General features: G+C 60.0%; 16 protein-coding genes. 9 read left to right on the forward strand and 7 right to left on the reverse strand.

Annotated elements, in window-relative coordinates; translation table 11 throughout:
• Positions 1-1,104: a glycosyltransferase gene (locus AAAX32_RS04280; RefSeq protein WP_349100090.1), complete on the reverse strand. Its 1,104-nt coding sequence runs from the start codon at positions 1,102-1,104 to the stop codon at positions 1-3.
• A gap of 256 nt (positions 1,105-1,360) precedes the next feature.
• Here AAAX32_RS04280 and AAAX32_RS04285 point away from each other — a divergent pair, with 256 nt between their 5' ends.
• Positions 1,361-2,383 (forward strand): glycosyltransferase, encoded by a 1,023-nt coding sequence (locus AAAX32_RS04285; RefSeq protein WP_226802737.1) that lies wholly within the window; start codon positions 1,361-1,363, stop codon positions 2,381-2,383.
• Between the two features lie 17 nt (positions 2,384-2,400).
• On the opposite strand, the gene AAAX32_RS04290 is transcribed toward AAAX32_RS04285, so the two are convergent.
• From AAAX32_RS04290 to AAAX32_RS04310, 5 genes are all read right to left on the reverse strand, one after another.
• Positions 2,401-4,197, reverse strand: coding sequence for an AAA family ATPase (locus tag AAAX32_RS04290; protein ID WP_349100091.1), 1,797 nt, complete (start codon positions 4,195-4,197; stop codon positions 2,401-2,403).
• 202 nt (positions 4,198-4,399) lie between these two features.
• Positions 4,400-6,217 carry a hypothetical protein gene (locus tag AAAX32_RS04295; RefSeq protein ID WP_349100092.1) on the reverse strand — a complete coding sequence of 606 codons (1,818 nt, stop codon included), beginning with the start codon at positions 6,215-6,217 and terminating at the stop codon, positions 4,400-4,402.
• Positions 6,218-6,345: 128 nt separating this feature from the next.
• Positions 6,346-6,765 (reverse strand): HI0074 family nucleotidyltransferase substrate-binding subunit, encoded by a 420-nt coding sequence (locus tag AAAX32_RS04300; RefSeq protein ID WP_138375172.1) that lies wholly within the window; start codon positions 6,763-6,765, stop codon positions 6,346-6,348.
• The gene (locus AAAX32_RS04305; RefSeq protein ID WP_271746573.1) at positions 6,752-7,039 is read right to left on the reverse strand and encodes a nucleotidyltransferase domain-containing protein; all 288 of its coding nucleotides are present in this window, start codon (positions 7,037-7,039) and stop codon (positions 6,752-6,754) included. Before AAAX32_RS04305 ends, AAAX32_RS04300 begins: the two co-directional genes overlap by 14 nt.
• An 8-nt stretch (positions 7,040-7,047) precedes the next feature.
• The gene (locus AAAX32_RS04310; RefSeq protein WP_055310594.1) at positions 7,048-7,479 is read right to left on the reverse strand and encodes an Rrf2 family transcriptional regulator; all 432 of its coding nucleotides are present in this window, start codon (positions 7,477-7,479) and stop codon (positions 7,048-7,050) included.
• A 224-nt stretch (positions 7,480-7,703) separates the two neighbouring features.
• Here AAAX32_RS04310 and sufC point away from each other — a divergent pair, with 224 nt between their 5' ends.
• From sufC to sufU, 5 genes are read left to right on the forward strand one after another with little or no spacing between them, the layout of a single operon-like run.
• Positions 7,704-8,504, forward strand: coding sequence for a Fe-S cluster assembly ATPase SufC (gene sufC / locus AAAX32_RS04315; RefSeq protein ID WP_349100093.1), 801 nt, complete (start codon positions 7,704-7,706; stop codon positions 8,502-8,504).
• Between the two features lie 12 nt (positions 8,505-8,516).
• Complete coding sequence (gene sufB / locus AAAX32_RS04320; protein ID WP_022094821.1) at positions 8,517-9,929, forward strand: Fe-S cluster assembly protein SufB; 1,413 nt, start codon at positions 8,517-8,519, stop codon at positions 9,927-9,929.
• A complete protein-coding gene (locus AAAX32_RS04325; protein ID WP_343000587.1) occupies positions 9,929-11,200 on the forward strand; it encodes a SufD family Fe-S cluster assembly protein in 1,272 nt (423 codons plus the stop codon). Before sufB ends, AAAX32_RS04325 begins: the two co-directional genes overlap by 1 nt.
• Positions 11,197-12,522: a SufS family cysteine desulfurase gene (locus AAAX32_RS04330; protein WP_230318691.1), complete on the forward strand. Its 1,326-nt coding sequence runs from the start codon at positions 11,197-11,199 to the stop codon at positions 12,520-12,522. Before AAAX32_RS04325 ends, AAAX32_RS04330 begins: the two co-directional genes overlap by 4 nt.
• Positions 12,515-12,949, forward strand: a complete 435-nt coding sequence (gene sufU / locus AAAX32_RS04335) for a Fe-S cluster assembly sulfur transfer protein SufU (protein ID WP_055286548.1) — start codon at positions 12,515-12,517, stop codon at positions 12,947-12,949. Before AAAX32_RS04330 ends, sufU begins: the two co-directional genes overlap by 8 nt.
• Before the next feature lie 65 nt (positions 12,950-13,014).
• Here the strand turns inward: sufU and AAAX32_RS04340 are convergent, their stop codons facing one another.
• A complete protein-coding gene (locus AAAX32_RS04340; protein ID WP_349100094.1) occupies positions 13,015-13,824 on the reverse strand; it encodes a transposase in 810 nt (269 codons plus the stop codon).
• A gap of 403 nt (positions 13,825-14,227) precedes the next feature.
• Here AAAX32_RS04340 and AAAX32_RS04345 point away from each other — a divergent pair, with 403 nt between their 5' ends.
• The 3 genes from AAAX32_RS04345 (at position 14,228) to AAAX32_RS04355 (ending at position 17,768) form a co-directional block, all read left to right on the forward strand.
• Entirely contained in the window at positions 14,228-14,962 is a 735-nt protein-coding gene (locus AAAX32_RS04345; protein ID WP_006235554.1) for a nitrogen-fixing protein NifU, read from the forward strand.
• Positions 14,963-14,980: 18 nt separating this feature from the next.
• Positions 14,981-15,985, forward strand: a complete 1,005-nt coding sequence (locus tag AAAX32_RS04350) for a GGGtGRT protein (protein WP_006235553.1) — start codon at positions 14,981-14,983, stop codon at positions 15,983-15,985.
• Positions 15,986-16,241: 256 nt separating this feature from the next.
• Positions 16,242-17,768 carry an FAD-binding protein gene (locus AAAX32_RS04355; RefSeq protein ID WP_349100095.1) on the forward strand — a complete coding sequence of 509 codons (1,527 nt, stop codon included), beginning with the start codon at positions 16,242-16,244 and terminating at the stop codon, positions 17,766-17,768.
• Positions 17,769-17,777 lie beyond the last annotated feature (9 nt).

Raw genomic sequence — 17,777 nt, forward strand, 5'->3', positions numbered from 1 at the left:
CTACCCCCTCAGCGATTCGATGAGGAAGGCAGCAACCACGCCTGGACCTCCAACCGAGGCGTAATACTTAGCACGCCCCAAGGCACCATCCGTCGCAAAACTCGGATGCTCGTCAACCCAGCCCTCAGGATCTTTGAGGATGACAGCGAGATTTGCGCGCTTCCACGGCTTGAGGTCGTCAAGCGAAAAGTCCCCGGCGTCCAAGGCCGCTTGGAACTCCTTGGCCATCTGAACCAGGAACTCCTTATAGAACTTAGGCGCCAGGCGCACGTAGTTCCACATGTACGAATCGTACTTAATGAGCTGATTGAACTTGAGCATGCGCAAGACGTCATCACTTGCGTGGTCGCGGGCATAATCCTCTCGAATCCAACGCTCAATCTCGGCATACTCGGTATTGACGCAAAAGACCTTAGCCGAAGAATTGACCGAGGAATTCTCGTTGTCCTGGCGATACGACAACACGGCATCATGCAGGTAAATAGCCTTATCGGCGCACGCGATCACCTTAAAGGCGAATGACGTGTCCTGAAAGGATGCTCCCGGAGTCGGCAGGAACGTAATGCCGTTGCGCTCAAGAAAATCGCGACGGTACACGGCCGACCAAATCGACGGCTTTTGCTTAAAGAACTGCGTCGTATCGCTCGGGTGCACCGGCTTGCCACAGTCCTTGACTTTAAACATCTCGTGCAGCGAACGGCGCTCCTCGGGCTTAGACCAGTAGAAATCAAAGTTCGCCTTCGCAAAGTCGGCATTATTGCTATCGGCAGCCGAGACAAGCATTTCGAGTGCGTCGGGCGCCATAAAGTCATCGGACTCCAAGATGCCAACGTACTTGCCACGCGCCATCTCCAGGCCGTGGTTCATCGAGTCGCCGTAGCCGCTGTTGGCCTTGTCAATCATCTTGACGCGCCCATCGCGCTCCATATACTCGCGGATAATCGCCGGCGAGTTGTCGGTCGACCCGTCGTTAATGCAGATGATCTCAATATCCTTGAGCGTCTGCGCCAGGGCGGAATCGAGGCACTCGCGCAGGTAGCGCTGAACATTGTAAATGGGAATAAGCAGCGACAGAACAGGGCTGCCAGAGGCGTTAGTAGACAAATGTGCTCCTTAGGAAATACCTGTCATTTCATGGTATCAAAGGGTCAGCGCGCCAGCGGGCGTTTATATAATCTATGGAGCCTCTTGCGGGCAAAGCAGCCCCACGTCATGCGGCGGGCCCATGGCAGGTTCCTGCGTTTTATTCAAAGCTTGCCGCTAAGGTGCGCCGAGCCTTTACAATAGGACAGTCCCAAGGACGTATTCGATAGCTTCCGCGCAGCACTCGCCCGCCGCGCGTGAAAGGATATATTGCCCCATGCCTTCAACCCTCCCCGCTCCCATCGACAAGCTTGCCATCGTCGTCGTTACGTACAAGCGCCAGGAACTCCTGGCCAACTTGTTCGACTCCATGACCGAGCTCACGGCAACGCCCTGGCGCATCGTGATTGTCGATAACGAGAATTCACGCAAGACCGAGGCCATGTGCACCGCATTCAACGAGCGCCTGGCCAACCTGTGGGGCATCGACACCGAGCAACCTGACGCGCAGGGCGGCACCGACCGCGTTATCTACGCGCCGCAGCTTGAAAACGGTGGCGGCGCGGGCGGCTTCTCCGCCGGCACCAAGTGCGCCTACGACCTGGGCGCCCAGTGGTTCTGGGTGATGGACGACGACGTGCTCGTCATCCCCGAAGGCATCGAGCGTCTTGCCAAGTGGACCGACCGCTACGATGTCATCCAGGGTTCGCGCCTGGACTTTGACGGCGGCGCCTTCTTTTGGCAATACCAACTCATCCTTTCGCTCGGCATTCCCAACCCAGTCGCCAAGTGGGACTTGGGTCCAGAGGGTTATCGCGCCATGAACCAGCTGTGCTTTGAGGGCGGCATGTTCTCGCGCCGCGTGGTCGACAAGATTGGCCTGCCCGACGCGCGCTTCTTTATCTACGGCGACGATGCCTGCTACGGCTACGTAGCCAGCCAGCACTTCCCCGCCGCCGTGGTCGCCGACGTGGTGCTCAAGCGCGCCCGCGCCGTCTCCAACTGGGATATCGCCGGCAAGCGCCAGCTCAACTCCACGAGCGACACCAACCGCTACTACATCATGCGCAACCGCGGTTATCTGGCCCGCTACATGCAGATCTATGGCGACTATCACCCCATGCTGTTCCGTCTGGGCAACGCCGCGACCTTCTGCAAGGAGTTCATTCGCCTGGCCGCCGTTGACAAGTGCTTTAAGACCGGTATTCCGGCGCTGCGCCGTGGCATGAAAGACGCGCGCAAGATCATCAAGGATCCCAACTGGAAGCCCATGCCGCCCATGAAGGACGCGGAACAGTAAAGGGCTTTCGCCCGCCGCTACAGACGTTGGCACACCACGGACGCACGCCGCCCATCAAAACCGAACCCCCAGCGCATGCGACCCACGCCGGGGCGCGGCACACGGATATCGTCGATGCCGTCGCGCTCTATGTCGAGTAGCGACTGCACGGCCAGCAATTCCAACCCCAGCGCATCCACATCGGGGTCATACATCATATTGATCGTTATAAGCGGGCGCTCGTCCAGCATGCCAATCGTGTCTGCTACGTCGAGCACAGTGCCCGTAGGGAAAACCTGGATGTCCCAGCGACTCGCGCCACACTTTCGCCTCGAGGCAGGATTGGCATAGCCCGGCAAGCCAAAGCAGAGCCCCTGCAAGAGCAGATGATATGGCAGCGGCGTATCTGGGTCGGTCTCACCGATTCCCGCATCCCCCAGGATGCGACTTAGCGCCCGCCTCACGGTATCCTCGTTCCCACGGCACAGCCCGTCGCGAAACGCATCGACGTCTCGAATGTCTTCGGCAGCGCACTCAAACCACTCAACAATCACTAGACGCAAGGCCTGGCGTAGCTCGTTATTGGGCAATCGCAAAGCACGGAGCCGATCGCCATGCTCTGGCTCCTCAGTCATATCCGTCGTGAGAAAACCGGACAGATACAGCGCTGTCCACATGCCATCGTCAGGCGAGACATCTGGCTCTGCAGTGCCCAAACAAAGCGGGACCTCAGCACACCCATGGGCCTCGAGCAAATCAAACAAGACCGAAAGGCGGTCGAGATTCCACCCGGCAACTACCCTACTCAGGCAATCCGCATACCCATACAGATCGGCGCGCACAGGCGCCGTGCAACCTCGGTCCAGAAAACCGATCACACGCGCTGGACTCGAGCAATAGGCCCTACCAAACCGATATCCCTCGAGCCATTCACGCGCATCATCAAGGTATTCCTCGCGCCCAGCATGATTCAACAGAGCCTGGACCTCGGCATCCGAAAAGCCGAACCAACGGTCACACCACGTCGAAAGCGGCGTCGACAGACAATACGAACAACTGCGCGAAGAAAGCGCCGCTTCGGCAGGACCGGGACACTCCCCCATCAGACACGTCAGCCGCAACGAATCGCGCGCAGTGGCAATGGCGTCGAACAGCACGCGATCGAATAGCCCTGCCGGATCGGCGTCGGAAGCGTCCCTCGCGCTCGCACGGCGAGACCACGCCGCATCGTACCCATCAACGAGCAATACAACCTGCTCATCGCAGGCCATCTCCAGCAGCTCAATGAGCACACCGAGCACCGAGTCAACCTCGTCCGCGCTCGCCACGCCACGCGCAACACGTTCGATGTGACGCACCTTTTCTCGAGCTAAATCAGGAGCCTCCAAGAGCGCCAACAAGCGAGCGCACTCGCCCGAAAGGGCATCGCGCACGACGTCGGCAATAGCGGCACCACGCCTCGCAGCGCCAGAAAAGTCCAGCGATATCACCGGATAGCAAGCATATTCATCCCGATAGCGCCCACCGTCTGCATCCCAAATCTGAGCATTGGCAAACAAACGCTGATCAGCGCGACCAACCGCTGGACGCTCCAGAAAAGCCCTGAGCGTCGACAAGTTCATGCTTTTGCCAAAACCCTCGGGTCGACAGCACACCACAACGGACGCGTCGCAGTCCAACACATCGGCAATAAACATGGTCTTGTCGACCAGCGTGCAGCAACCAAGAGCCTCCGCATAGTCGTGCATGCCAATGGGCAAAGCCGCATCGTCGGCACAGCCGATCAAACGCACGCCAAAGCCAGCAGCACAATCAACATTTGCCTGTTCAGACACCAAAACGTTCCCCCTAAATCGCAGCACGATGCCAATTGTAATGACCGCATCGCATGTACCGATGTCGCCGCGCAAACATATCGGGCAACGGTAGTAACAAGAGGTGTGAGGGGGCACAATTAATCGTTGCACAACAAAACGGGGCCCGATACATTCGCACCGGACCCCGTCCCGACTATTTAGTTATCTGGCAACTGAGAGCCTACTCCCCCGAGTCGTCCTCCCCAGAAGCCTTCTTCTGCTGATCGAGCTTATGCTTACCACTTACGATAGACGTAGCGCCCAGCGTGGCCAAGCTCGCGCTGGCAAGGCTCGCCATAACGATAAGGTCGCCCGTCTTGGGCATGTTACCGCCCGAAGTCTTAGTCGTTGTAGTGGTGGTTGTAGTGGTCACCGTCTTGGAGTCATTTTGCTCTTGGTTCTGGTTGTCGGTGTTGCCCTTACTGCTGTCCTCGCCCTGCTGCTTTCCGTCCTCGGTCTTGTCCTTGTTCTTGTCCTTCTCCTCAGATTCAGACTTCTTGTCCTCGTCCTTCTTCTGAGCGGACTTGTCGTCCTTCTCATCAGAGCTAGAACCCTTATCGGATTCAACCTTCTCGGAAGCCTTATCCTTGGAGTCGCCCTTTGCGGCTTCGGTCTTTTCCGTGGAAGCCTGATCAGAGTTGTCCTTGTTCTGGGCCGAGCCGTTATTGACGCCAGCCATCAGCGAAGAACCCAGCGTAGAACCAAGCTGCTCGGAGAAAGAAGGCTTCTTGTCCGGCGAAGCAACGGGAGCGTCCGGCGCCTTATTCGAGTCGTCCTTGGAAGCATCGGAATCAGGGGTTGCGTCAGAGCCAGAGCCGTTGTTAGAGCCGGTGTCAACGGACGAATCGCTCGAGCCGGTGGATGAGTTAGAGGTGTCAGCGTCGGTCGAACCAGAAGCGTCGCTGTCCGTATTGCCGGCAGAGCTTGAAGACGAATCGCCCGCAGCAGAGCCGTTCGAATTGGAGCCGTTCGAGGTAGAGCCGTCGTTGGTAGTGCCACCAGCAGAGCCATTACCGTCAGCATCGGTCGAGGGCGCATCCATCCTGTCATCGTTGGCATCGTCACTCGAGTCGTCATTCGAATCAGGTGTCGGCGAGGGCGCCGGTGTAGGCTCGGGCTGCACGGGCGTCGCAGCGGCAGCGGCCTCGTCCTCGGCGATATAAGCCAAGCAGTCCTTCAGCTCATTCTTATAACGGTTCTTCCAGCCCTCATGATACTGGGGCTGGCTCGAATACTTGGTGGCGACATTGTTGACCACGCTATTGGAGAGCGCCGTCACAAACTCACGGTCAGTCATATCATTAGAAAGATTCGCCCAGCGGAAGAAGTCCCTGCAGCCACCGGTGCCGCACATGTTGGTAATGCTCCACACCATGCCCTTGACGCAATCGGCACGGCCCGAAATATCAATACCAAGGCCGCTCTTGAGCCACGCCTCGGTCACCGCATAGTACGAGTTGTACGCACAGGCATCTTGAAGTGCTGAGAACTCAACAGGATCGGTGTTGTACGCACCTTGGAAGGCATCCTGAGCGATACGGCCCAACTCGGTGAGCTGGCCGTTCTCGTACATGGCATTGCTCGTGTTGGAAATCTCGCTGCCGCGATCAATCGCATCCTTGAGCATGCTGTATTTTTCAGGGTTGTAGTTGTAGGCCTGCTTCATAAACGGGATGAGCGACCAACGGCGGTCGAACTGGTAATAGCCCAGCGCGTTATAACCGTCGCCATACGAAAAGCCCTGGTTATAGTTGCCATGGCTCTCATATTTGGTGAAGTACTTCATCTCGGGAGTCACGTTGACAAACGAGACACCCTGGACCGACCTCAGCACGCCCGAGAAAGACTGCTGGGTGTAGAGACCCTTATCGATATCGGTGGCATCCGAGGCAACGCCTGGCGTGGGCTCCTCGGCAGCGGCGGGTGCCGGCGCGGAAACGGCGCCAAACGAAAGCGCCAGCGTCAGGCCCGCGACAATCGCAGAATGCTTGGGCTGCATAAGATCCTCCCTGCATTGGTGTAGTTAAAGTTCAGTTTGCAAAGATAAAAATAAGTATTGCAGCTCGCCCGTTGTTGCACAACAACCCCTCGGTAAACGGCAACAACCCTCCGCGAAATCTTAAGGAATTAAACAAACTGGTCGTCGGGCGCCATCAGAAGCTCGCCGTATCGCTCCATCAGCCCGTCCCTCAACTGACAGAAAGCGGGAATATAGACGTTCAAGATGCGCTGAATCAAATCTTGAGCGAGCTTGTTGTCATAGATATGGACGTTCGTATTGCGGTCTCTGAGCATATCTAGCCAGGCCGCCTCATCAATAAAGTCATAGAATCGGTACGACTCCTTCAAGATGGCACGAGGAGACCCCGACGCGGCAAGCGTGGCACCCTCATACTCGAGCAGACGCTTAAGGAGCTTCCAGCTCAGTTCAAATTGAAGATTGAACTTATTAATCAATCCACTCTGAACAAAATCATTGTTGAGATCCTGATTGGGCGCATCCTCAAGATTCGCCAAGGCACTGGCAAAGTTCTCATATTTTTTCATACAGAATCACACCATCCCTGGCAATTTCATCGAGCAATTGCTGCGACAAGGACTCGTCGAGATTGACGACATCTACATCTAAAAGAGTATCAAGACGCTCCTCGATCAAATATGAGAAACGGCCGAAATCCCGACAACCTGCTACGGCGATGTCAATATCGCTCTTGGGTAAGTTGTCGCCTCGAGCACGAGAACCAAACAGCACAACCTTCTCGGCGTCACATTCCCGAGCAAAAACTTCGATTTGTTTGCACACCTTGTCGAGAGATGCCATTTGCAGCCCTACAGCTTAATGTCAAAGTTGATTTCGGGAACGGCGGCCAGGTCGGCCAACGTCACGCCGTCGACGTACTTTTCGATCACGTCGTCCAGGCCGCGCCAGAACTTGACGGTCGAGCACAAATCGCTACGGGTGCAGCTGTTGTCGATGCCATCGCACGCCACCGGAGCCGTGCTGCCCTCGACGGCGCGCAGGATGTCGCCGGCACGCACCTCGGCTGGATCCTTGGCCATCATGTAGCCACCGCCCTTGCCGCGCACGCTCTTAAGCAGGCCCGCCTTCATAAGCGGACGAACCAGCTGCTCCAAATACTTTTGTGAGATATGCTCGCGGTCGGCAACCTCGCGCAGGGCAATCTTGCCCTCGGCGTCGCCCAGCGCCGCGATATAGATCATCAGCCGGAGGGCATAGCGGCCCTTGGAAGAAATGAGCATACCTACCCTCCCATCGCATCTGGGACAATATAACCAGCTTTGTTTGTCCCAAATCTTAAGTAAATGAGACAAACACAACAGGTTATTTTGTCCCAGAATTTGAAAAGTCGAGTGGATTAGTCGGGTTTTCCCTTGACTAACGCCGAACCCATAGTAACTTTATTCCGAGAAGATTCCTAGGGTTTAGTACGCCTATGAGTACACCATATACAGAGAGGGACAGCATGAGCGCAAATCCGCTGCTTTCCATCGAAGGTCTGACCGCCTCCGTGGACGAGAAGACCATCCTCCACAACGTCAACCTCAACGTCGCCGCCGGCGAGACCCACGTGCTGATGGGACCCAACGGCGCCGGCAAGTCCACCCTCGGCCACCTGATCATGGGCGACCCCATCTACACGGTCAACGACGGCCGCATCATCTTTGATGGCCAGGACATCACCGAGCTCACCACCGACAAGCGCTCGCGCGCCGGCCTGTTCCTGAGCTTCCAGGCCCCGGTCGAGATTCCGGGCGTGCCGCTGTCGAGCTTTTTGCGCGCCAGCATCGCCGGCCGCCCCGGCCTGGAGATGAAGGGTAAGGAGTTCCGCCGCCGCGTGAAGGAGCTCGCGGCCGAGCTCAACATGGATACCGCCTATCTCAACCGCGAGCTGGGCGTGGGCTTCTCGGGCGGCGAGAAGAAGAAGGTCGAGATGCTCCAGCTTTTGCTGTTGCAGCCCAAGCTCGCCATCCTGGACGAAACCGACTCCGGCCTGGACGTCGACGCCCTTTCCACCGTCAGCCATGGCATGGACGCCTACCGCAAGAGCTGCGACGGCTCCATGCTCATCATCACGCACAACACGCGCATCCTGGAGCACCTGGATGTCGACCGCGTCCACGTTATGGTCAAGGGCCACATCGTGCGCGAGGACGACGCCTCGCTGATCCCCTGGATCGACAAGAACGGCTTTGAGACCTTCGAGCGCGAGGCCGCCGAGCAGCGCGCCCAGGCCGAGGCCGCCGCTGCCGAGCAGCAGGCGTAAAGGGGCAACGCAATGACCAAGAACCGCACCGAGGTCGCGGACATCGACCGCAGCCTCTACGACTTCACCTATGGCGAGGAGGGATTCGAGCGCCTCGACGCCGGCATCACGCCCGACATCGTGCGCGAGATCAGCGCCAAGAAGGACGAGCCGCAGTGGATGCTCGACCTGCGCCTCAAGTCCCTCGAGATCTTCAACCGCTTCCCCGACCCGACGTGGGGTCCCTCCATCGAGGGCCTGGACATGGACAACATCGTCACCTACGTCAAGCCCAACACCGACCAAAAGCACGACTGGGAGTCGGTGCCCGACGACATCAAGAACACCTTTGAGCGCCTGGGCATCCCCGAGGCCGAGCGCAGCTACCTGGCGGGCGTTGGCGCGCAGTACGACTCCGAGCTGGTCTACCACAACATGCAGGACACGGCGTCCAAGATGGGCATCGTCTACTCCGGCATCGAGGAGGCCCTGCACGATCCGCAGTGGGAGCCGCTCATCCACGAGAAGTTTATGACGCTCATCCCGCCCACCGACCACAAGTTTGCGGCCCTGCACGGCGCCGTGTGGTCGGGCGGCTCTTTTGTCTACGTGCCCAAGGGCACCAAGCTCGATTTTCCGCTGCAGAGCTACTTCCGCCTCAACGCCAAGGGCGCCGGCCAGTTTGAGCACACGCTCATCATTGTCGAAGACGACGCCGACCTGCACTTTATCGAGGGCTGCTCCGCGCCCAAGTACAACGTGGCCAACCTCCACGCCGGCGCCGTCGAACTCTTTGTGGGCAAGCGTGCGCACCTGCGCTACTCGACCATCGAAAACTGGTCCAAGAACATGTACAACCTCAACACCAAGCGTGCGCGCGTGGACGAGGACGGCGACATCGAGTGGATCAGTGGCTCCTTCGGCAGCCACGTGGGCTACCTCTACCCCATGAGCGTGCTCAATGGCCGCCGCGCCCGCTCGAGCTTTACCGGCATCACCTTTGCCGGCGCCGGTCAGAACCTCGACACCGGCTGCAAGGTCGTGCTCAACGCGCCCGAGACCTCGGCAACGGTCGAGACCAAGGGCATCTCCAAGAGCGGCGGCATTCAGACGTTCCGCAGCTCCATCGTGGCCACGCCCAAGGCCGAGGGCTCCAAGGCAACCGTGAGCTGCCAGTCACTGATGCTCGACGACCAGAGCCGCTCCGACACTATCCCCGCCATGGACATCCGCGCCAAGAACGTCGACATCGGCCACGAGGCCACCATCGGCCGCATCGGCGACGACAAGGTGTTCTACCTGATGAGCCGCGGCATCTCGGAGGAAGAGGCCCGCACCATGATCGTCAACGGCTTTGCCAACCCGGTCTCCAAGGAGTTGCCGCTGGAGTACGCCGTCGAGATGAACAACCTGATCAAGCTCGAGATGGAAGGAGCGATCGGATAATGAATCAGACCACGAACACCGCTGCTACCACCCTTGAGCAGGTCAATGCGATGCCGGCTGCCACATGGGGCTGGCTGAAGATGAATCAGACCAAGCTCGAGCTCTCTGACGAGCTTGCTGCCGCTCCCGCCGAGACCATTGAGGTTGAGGGCTTGGACGAGCAGTTTGCTGGCGTGGCAGACGCGTTCGACGCCGCCATGGACGCCATGGCCGAGCGCTTCCCCGAGCGGCGCGCCTCCGCCCCCGGCGACGCCGCCGACCGCGCCCGCATCACGCCCGAGACCGAGCTTGACGTGCCCGCCACCTCTGTCTACCAGGCCGGTGCCATCAAGCTCGAGGAGGAGCTCTCCCCTGCTGAAGCCTTCGAGACCGGCATGGGCGAGGCTGCCTACGCCTACTTGGCCGAGCACGCCACCAAGCGCATCGTCATCGATGTGCCCGCATACAAGCACGCCACGGTTACCGTGCGCGTGAGCGGTGTCGATGCAGCCGCGGCCATCGCCGCCATCGACGTCGTCGCCCGTCCCCAGTCGACGTTCGATCTGCTTATTGCCCTGGACTCCCCCGTTGCCGGCCAAGGCGTCGTGGGATCCGTGCTACGCGTGTGCGCCCATGAGTACGCCACCGTCAACGTGACCTGCACGCAGACGCTCGACGATAGCTGGATCGCGCTCGACGACACCGGCCTGTTCCTGGACGAGGGCGCGCGCGTCAACGTGCAGCACACCGTCCTGGGTGCCGGCGCCAGCGCCACCGGCCTTGCCGGCGACCTGCTGGGCGATACCGCCAAGGTCACCATCGATACTGACTACCTGGGCGCCCGCGAGCAGGTGCGCGACTTTAACTACGAGCTGCGCCACCGCGGTCGCAAGACCGAGTGCGAGATCGACGCCAACGGCGTGCTGACCGGCACGTCCAAGAAGGTCTACCGCGGCACCATCGACCTCGTGCACGGTTGCAAGGGTGCAACCGGCACCGAGCGCGAGACGGTGCTTTTGGCCAACAAGGGCGTCGACAACAAGACCGTTCCCGTCATTCTCTGCGACGAGGACGACGTCGCCGGCAACCACGGAGCCACCATCGGCCACGTCCGCGACGAGCAGCTGTTCTATCTCGCCTGCCGCGGCCTTGACCAAAATGCCGCCGAGGACCTGTTCATCCGCGCCAAGCTGGAGGACGCCGCGCTTTCCGCGACCGACGAGCGCACCCGCGCCGCCGTCGTCCGCTTGGGCAACAACCTGATCGACAACTTTGAAGAGGAGCTCGCATGATCGACACCGAGCACGTTAAATGCGATACCTGCACTGCCCCCGAGCCCATGGAGCTCGACGCCAGCGACGAGGCTTCGCGCGGCTGGCCCACCGTAGACATCGAGACCAACCCCTACAAGGCGCAGTTCCCGCTCTTCCAGCAGCACCCCGAGATCGCCTTCCTCGATAGCGCCGCCACCGCGCAGCGCCCTGCCTGTGTGCTCGACGCCGAGCGCGACTTCTATCAGCGCATGAACGCCAACCCCCTGCGCGGCCTGTACTCGCTGTCCGTCGAGGCAACCGACGCCATCGCGAAGGTCCGCCAGCAGATCGCCGACCTCATCGGCGCCTCACAGGCCAACGAGGTCGTCTTCACCCGCAACACGAGCGAGTCGCTCAACCTGGTCGCCAAGAGCTTTGCACCCACGGTGCTCGAGCCCGGTGACGAGGTCGTCATCACCATCATGGAGCACCACTCCAACCTGATTCCGTGGCAGCAGGTCTGCCGCGAGACCGGCGCCAAGCTCGTCTACCTCTACCCCACCAAGACCGGTCAACTCACCACCGAGGAGGTTCTGTCCAAGGTGGGCCCCAAGACCAAAATCTTGGCCGTGGGTCAGGTGTCTAACGTGCTGGGCGTCGAGAACCCGGTCAAGAATCTCGGCAAGCTCGTGCACAAGTACGGCGGCTATCTGGTCGTCGACGGCGCGCAGTCGCTGCCGCACATGCCGGTCGATGTGGCCGATCTGGGCGCCGATTTCTTTGCCTTTAGCGCGCACAAGGCCATGGGCCCCATGGGCATCGGCGTGCTGTGGGGCAAGATGGACCTGCTCAACGCCATGCCGCCCATGCTCACCGGCGGCGAAATGATCGACTCTGTCACCGAGCAGGAAGCCGTCTGGGCGCCCGTCCCCGAGAAGTTCGAGGCCGGCACGCAGGACGCCGCCGGCATCTTCGCCACGGGCGCCGCCCTTGATTACCTGGTCAACACGGTGGGTTACGAGAACATCCAGGCCCGCGAGCAGGCACTCGTCCACTACCTGATGGGCGAGCTCATGCAGCTCGACTTTGTCCAGATCATCGGCTCCATCTATTGGGACAACCACCACGGCGTTGTAAGCTTTAACGTCAAGGGCATCCACCCGCACGACGTCGCGAGCATCATGGACATGGACGGCGTCTGCATTCGCGCCGGCCACCACTGTGCACAGCCGCTGCTCACCTGGCTGGGCGTCGAGAACCTCGCCTGCTGCCGCGCCAGCGTGGCCTTCTACAACGACAAGGCCGACATCGACAAGTTCATCGCCGGCCTACATCACGTTTGGAGCACGTTCAATGGGTAATCTGTACACCTCCACCACATTTATGGAGCACAACTCGCACCCCGACTATAAGTACGAGATGGATGCTCCCACGCACGAGCACGACGGCATCAACCCCAGCTGCGGCGACGAGCTCACCTTGCAGCTGCGCGTCGAGAACGGCGTGATCGAGGAGGCCTCCTTTACCGGCCACGGCTGCGCCATCAGTCAGGCCAGTGCCGACATCATGGCCGACCTCATCACCGGCGAGACCGTCGAGGAAGCTCACCGCCTGGCAGAGCTCTTCCTCGCCATGATCCGCGGCGAGCAGCTCTCCGAGGAGGACCTGGAAGACCTGGACGAGGCCGCCCAGCTCCAGGACATCTCGCACATGCCCGCCCGCGTCAAATGCGCCGAGCTCGCCTGGCGCACCCTCGACGGCATGCTCGAGGGGCAAAATAATCAGTAGTACTTGTCCCAAATCTTAAGATTTTTGTTGGCCGAATCGCTTGACAAGAGTGGTTCGGCCATTTTCTATTCCGAGAGCTCAGTCTGTGCCTTCACCCGCGCATAAGCGCGCACGATACGAGAGACGGTACTTTTGCCAATCCCGGTATACCGCTCAATCTGGCGCACCGTAAAACCGGCATCGTGCAATCCAAAAATAACGGTATCGCGCTGCGCAGGCGGTGCGTCTTTAACCCCATGGAGCGGAGCCCCGAGGCTCTTCGCCAACTTGTCGGCAAAGGCGTGGCGTTCCCACTCTGTCTCTTTCATATCGCGCAGCGCCGGTTCGCCGCCGTCGGGCGTCGAAAGCGAATAGGCAATAAAGCCCTCGGCAGAACCAAAAAGCTCAAGCACGCAAGAAGGATCAGAAAATCCCCTCGCGACATCGGCCGCGTCACCGTCGTAAGCGCACAAATGCTCCGGAAAGCTGCTCCAGGGATAACGCTCAATGAGACTGATGCCCGCCTCCTGCGGATCGGCGTGAACGGAGCGAATAGCCTCCATCACCTGCCAGTCGGTATCGAGCGAGCGCCGGTCAAAACGGTTCTGGAACAGATGCCCTGTGCGCCCCGTGCGTTTATTGAACCGCCGCGCGTACGTCAAAAGCAGCCGGTGCATCGCCGCGCTCATCGCGTCCTCGTAATCTGCAAGCACCAGACGCACGTGATTGCCCATAAGGCACCAGGCGATAACCGTCACGCCCGCCTTGCGGCAGCACTCACGCATCAGCTCCAAGAACTCCCACCGGTCTTCATCGCCCTCAAAGATGAGCTGCTTGCCCGTACCGCGGGCACAGACATGGTAAAAGCCGGTAACCGTTCTCCAAACGCGCTGCATGGCGCTCCCTTCGCCGGGATCTGCTTGCCATCCAATACAGCACGATTGAAGCGTGCCATCAAAACATTCACGCAAAACAATTCGCTCGCGCGGCCAAAGGCAGTAAACAGGCGGCGAACGGCACCGTTGCAACAGGTCAACCCCTGCAACGCTTACAAAAGCTGACCAAAAGCTTGCCCAAGACGGACCCCCTCTACGGAAGTGCACGACCACAGAATATAGAGTTAAACCGTTTCAATTGAAAGTTCCGCGCATCTCGCTACGAAAACTGAGCCGTTCGCCGAATATTCCGTGCATTTCGCGGTATTATAGGGGCTGCATGTCATGTCCCTTTCGAAGGGTCGCCCGGCAATCGCCAGCCACGGCCCCCAGACGGGACGCCAACACGATAGAGAGGAGAGGCATGCAGTACTCACAGGAAGTGGAGAACATGTGCCCCGTTGCCAAGGGTGCATACCACGGCCCCGCACCCATCCCCGAGGAGGGCAAGTGGGTCCAGGCTAAGGAGATTTCCGACATCTCCGGTCTTACGCACGGTGTGGGTTGGTGCGCACCTCAGCAGGGCGCCTGCAAGCTCACGCTGAACGTCAAGGACGGCATCATCGAGGAGGCCCTCGTTGAGACCATCGGCTGCTCGGGTATGACCCACTCTGCCGCCATGGCTTCCGAGATCCTTCCCGGTAAGACCATCCTCGAGGCCCTCAACACCGACCTCGTCTGCGACGCCATCAACGTTGCTATGCGCGAGATCTTCCTGCAGATCGTTTACGGCCGCAGCCAGACCGCGTTCTCCGAGGGCGGCCTGCCCGTGGGCGCCTCCCTCGACGACCTCGGCAAGGGCCTTCGCTCTCAGGTCGGCACCATGTTCGGCACCAAGGCCAAGGGCGCTCGTTACCTCGAGCTCGCTCAGGGCTACGTCACCCGCATGGCTCTCAACGACAAGAACGAGATCATCGCATTCGAGTTCCTGAACCTCGGCAAGTTCACCGACGCCGTCAAGGCCGGCAAGACCCCCGAGGAGGCCATCGCTGGCGCTATGGGCCACTATGGTCAGTGGGAGAACGCTGCCAAGTACATCGACCCGCGCACCGACGAGGAGACTCACTCCGTCGCCAGCGTGTTCCCGGTTCACGAGTAGAAAGGGAGGGAAATAACTATGACTGTTACGTTCGAAGGTTACGAGCGCCGCGCTGACAAGATCAACAAGTGCCTCGCCGACAACGGCATCGCCTCCCTCGAGGAAGCTCTGCAGATCTGCACCGACAAGGGCTTCAACCCGCGTGAGATCGTCAACAACACCCAGTCCATCGCCTTCCAGAACGCCGAGTGGGCCTACACCCTCGGTTGCGCTCTCGCTGTCAAGCGTGGCGCCAAGTCCGCTTCTGAGGCTGCCGCCATCATCGGCGAGGGCATCCAGGCCTTCACCGTTCCCGGCTCCGTCGCCGAGGACCGCAAGGTCGGTCTGGGCCACGGCAACCTGGGCGCTATGCTGCTCTCCGACGACACCGAGTGCTTCGCCTTCCTGGCCGGTCACGAGTCCTTCGCTGCCGCTGAGGGTGCTATCGGCCTGGCTCTAAACGCCAACAAGGCTCGCAAGAAGCCGCTGCGCGTCATCCTCAACGGTCTGGGCAAGGACGCTGCTCAGATCATCGCCCGCATCAACGGCTTCACCTACGTGAAGACCCAGTTCGACTACTTCACGGGCGAGCTCAAGGTCGTCGAGACCATCCCCTACTCCGATGGTCCCCGCGCCGCCGTCAACTGCTACGGCGCCGACGACGTCCGCGAGGGCGTTGCCATCATGTGGCACGAGAACGTCGACATCTCGATCACCGGTAACTCCACCAACCCCACGCGCTTCCAGCACCCCGTCGCTGGCACCTACAAGAAGGAGCGCCTCGAGGCTGGCAAGAAGTACTTCTCCGTCGCTTCTGGTGGCGGCACTGGTCGTACCCTGCACCCGGACAACATGGGCGCCGGCCCTGCCTCTTACGGCATGACCGACACCATGGGCCGTATGCACTCCGACGCCCAGTTCGCCGGTTCTTCCTCCGTGCCTGCGCACGTTGACATGATGGGTCTCATCGGCATGGGCAACAACCCCATGGTCGGTGCCACCGTCGCCTGCGCTGTCGCCGTCGAGGAGGCCCTCAAGGCCTAATCGCGCCCGCGCGATGCTCATATAGTTGAGCTTTGGAGCCGCTACCCACCCAGGTAGCGGCTCTTTTTGTTTGCGCTGTCGCAGGGTAGCTAATGCCGATATATCAGTTGGGGCGAAATACAAGATGTGATGAGATGGAGCGTCAGAGCGTCCATGACGCCCACCTGCCATATTTGCCCTTTACCGATTTGCCGAGTCTTTGCGGCCCCATTGCCGATCACCCGTGCGACAATGCGCCGGACGAGAAAGGAATCCGATGGAATTGACTGATGTACTGGTAATTGGATCTGGCATTGCGGGCCTTTGCGCCGCCATCGAAGCGGCACGCACGGGTGCAACCGTCACTGTGGCAAGCGCCGGCAAGACTATGAGTGGATCGAGCTTCTTCCCCGGAACCTGGGGCCTAGGGCTTATCGGACCCGTTAACGAAGACGACGAGCAGGACCTCATCGACACCATCCTGGCCGTCGGCGGCGGCGTTGCCGACCCCGAACTCGTCCAAGCGTTCGTCCACGGCATTCCCCAAGCGATTGACTGGCTCGAGCAAGACCTGGGCGTTGAGCTCCAGCGTCCGCAAAGCGCCAAGAGTGCTCAACAAAAGCAATTTATCCCCTGCTTTGACCACAAGACGCGCATGTGGCGCGGCCTCACCCGCAAGCCCCTTGAGGACGCTCTGACGACCTGGATCGAGTCGCTCGGCATTCGCCTGCTCCCCCGCCATGAGCTTATCGACCTTGTTGAGGACACGAACGGCAGAATAACCGGAACCGTACTCTACGACCTTACCGAAAATCGAATCGTGCCCTTTGCTGCCAAGGCCACGGTCATCGCAGCCGGTGGCACAGGCGGCCTGTTCGAGCGCAGCCTTACGTCGGCTGATGTGCTCAGTTCCTCGCAGGCCATCGCGCTGGCGCACGGCGCAACACTTACTAATATAGAGTTCATGCAGATGATGCCCGGCTTCATCGAGCCCAGGCGTAACTTGGTCTTCAATGAGAAAACCTGGCGCTACGTGCACGTAGACCAGCCGGTAGATATTGCCGACGACAAGCTGGACGACCTGCTCGAGCAGCGCTCTGGATATGGTCCCTTCACGTCACGCTTGGCCTCCCGCGCTATCGATCTCGTCATCGATCAGGCAGGTGTCGAAGGCCTGGCACTCCACTACGACTTCCCCCGCGAGGATGTCCCAGAGTTTGTGCAGACCTTTGCCACCTGGCTGCAAGACGAGCACGGCATCGCGCCGACCGACGAGATGCGCGTTGCGATGTATGCCCACGCCGCTAACGGCGGCATCAAGATCGATAAGACCGCGCACACGGGCGTTGAGGGCCTCTACGCTTGCGGCGAGGCGACAGGCGGCATGCACGGCGCCGACCGCATTGGTGGCTTGTCAAGCGCCAACGGCATCGTATTCGGACGTATCGCGGGCGCATCGGCAGCCCTTGCAGCGCAGAAAGAGCCTGAGGCGGCCCTGAAGGCGGATATCACCCTCCCCCAGTACGGCATTGCCGCAACAGATGCCGAACGCCTGACACACAGCCTTAGGCACACGATGAGCACCTTTTGCATGATCAACAGGACCGAAACAGGCCTATCCGAGGCCCTGCAACAGCTTGAAAGCCTGCAAGACGAAGCCACGGCTCTAAATAAGCCACATGCCAACGACAGCGAAATCGCTGCCCTCGCCCGCCTGCAATCGCAGATTCAACTAGCACAGGAAATGGTCAAAGCCATGCGCAAGCGGACCGAAAGCCTGGGTTCGCACTATCGAGCGGACTAAGCCGAGCAC

This window comes from Collinsella sp. CLA-ER-H3, from assembly GCF_040092425.1.
GTDB lineage: Bacteria > Actinomycetota > Coriobacteriia > Coriobacteriales > Coriobacteriaceae > Collinsella.

What these genes read in the sequence shown, in the direction of transcription:
- AAAX32_RS04285 (WP_226802737.1), top strand. Translation starts at nt 1,361, where the DNA reads ATGCCTTCAACCCTCCCCGCTCCCATCGACAAGCTTGCCATCGTCGTC.
- AAAX32_RS04295 (WP_349100092.1), bottom strand. Translation starts at nt 6,217, where the DNA reads ATGCAGCCCAAGCATTCTGCGATTGTCGCGGGCCTGACGCTGGCGCTT.
- AAAX32_RS04300 (WP_138375172.1), bottom strand. Translation starts at nt 6,765, where the DNA reads ATGAAAAAATATGAGAACTTTGCCAGTGCCTTGGCGAATCTTGAGGAT.
- AAAX32_RS04305 (WP_271746573.1), bottom strand. Translation starts at nt 7,039, where the DNA reads ATGGCATCTCTCGACAAGGTGTGCAAACAAATCGAAGTTTTTGCTCGG.
- AAAX32_RS04310 (WP_055310594.1), bottom strand. Translation starts at nt 7,479, where the DNA reads ATGCTCATTTCTTCCAAGGGCCGCTATGCCCTCCGGCTGATGATCTAT.
- sufC (WP_349100093.1), top strand. Translation starts at nt 7,704, where the DNA reads ATGAGCGCAAATCCGCTGCTTTCCATCGAAGGTCTGACCGCCTCCGTG.
- sufB (WP_022094821.1), top strand. Translation starts at nt 8,517, where the DNA reads ATGACCAAGAACCGCACCGAGGTCGCGGACATCGACCGCAGCCTCTAC.
- AAAX32_RS04325 (WP_343000587.1), top strand. Translation starts at nt 9,929, where the DNA reads ATGAATCAGACCACGAACACCGCTGCTACCACCCTTGAGCAGGTCAAT.
- AAAX32_RS04330 (WP_230318691.1), top strand. Translation starts at nt 11,197, where the DNA reads ATGATCGACACCGAGCACGTTAAATGCGATACCTGCACTGCCCCCGAG.
- sufU (WP_055286548.1), top strand. Translation starts at nt 12,515, where the DNA reads ATGGGTAATCTGTACACCTCCACCACATTTATGGAGCACAACTCGCAC.
- AAAX32_RS04340 (WP_349100094.1), bottom strand. Translation starts at nt 13,824, where the DNA reads ATGCAGCGCGTTTGGAGAACGGTTACCGGCTTTTACCATGTCTGTGCC.
- AAAX32_RS04345 (WP_006235554.1), top strand. Translation starts at nt 14,228, where the DNA reads ATGCAGTACTCACAGGAAGTGGAGAACATGTGCCCCGTTGCCAAGGGT.
- AAAX32_RS04350 (WP_006235553.1), top strand. Translation starts at nt 14,981, where the DNA reads ATGACTGTTACGTTCGAAGGTTACGAGCGCCGCGCTGACAAGATCAAC.
- AAAX32_RS04355 (WP_349100095.1), top strand. Translation starts at nt 16,242, where the DNA reads ATGGAATTGACTGATGTACTGGTAATTGGATCTGGCATTGCGGGCCTT.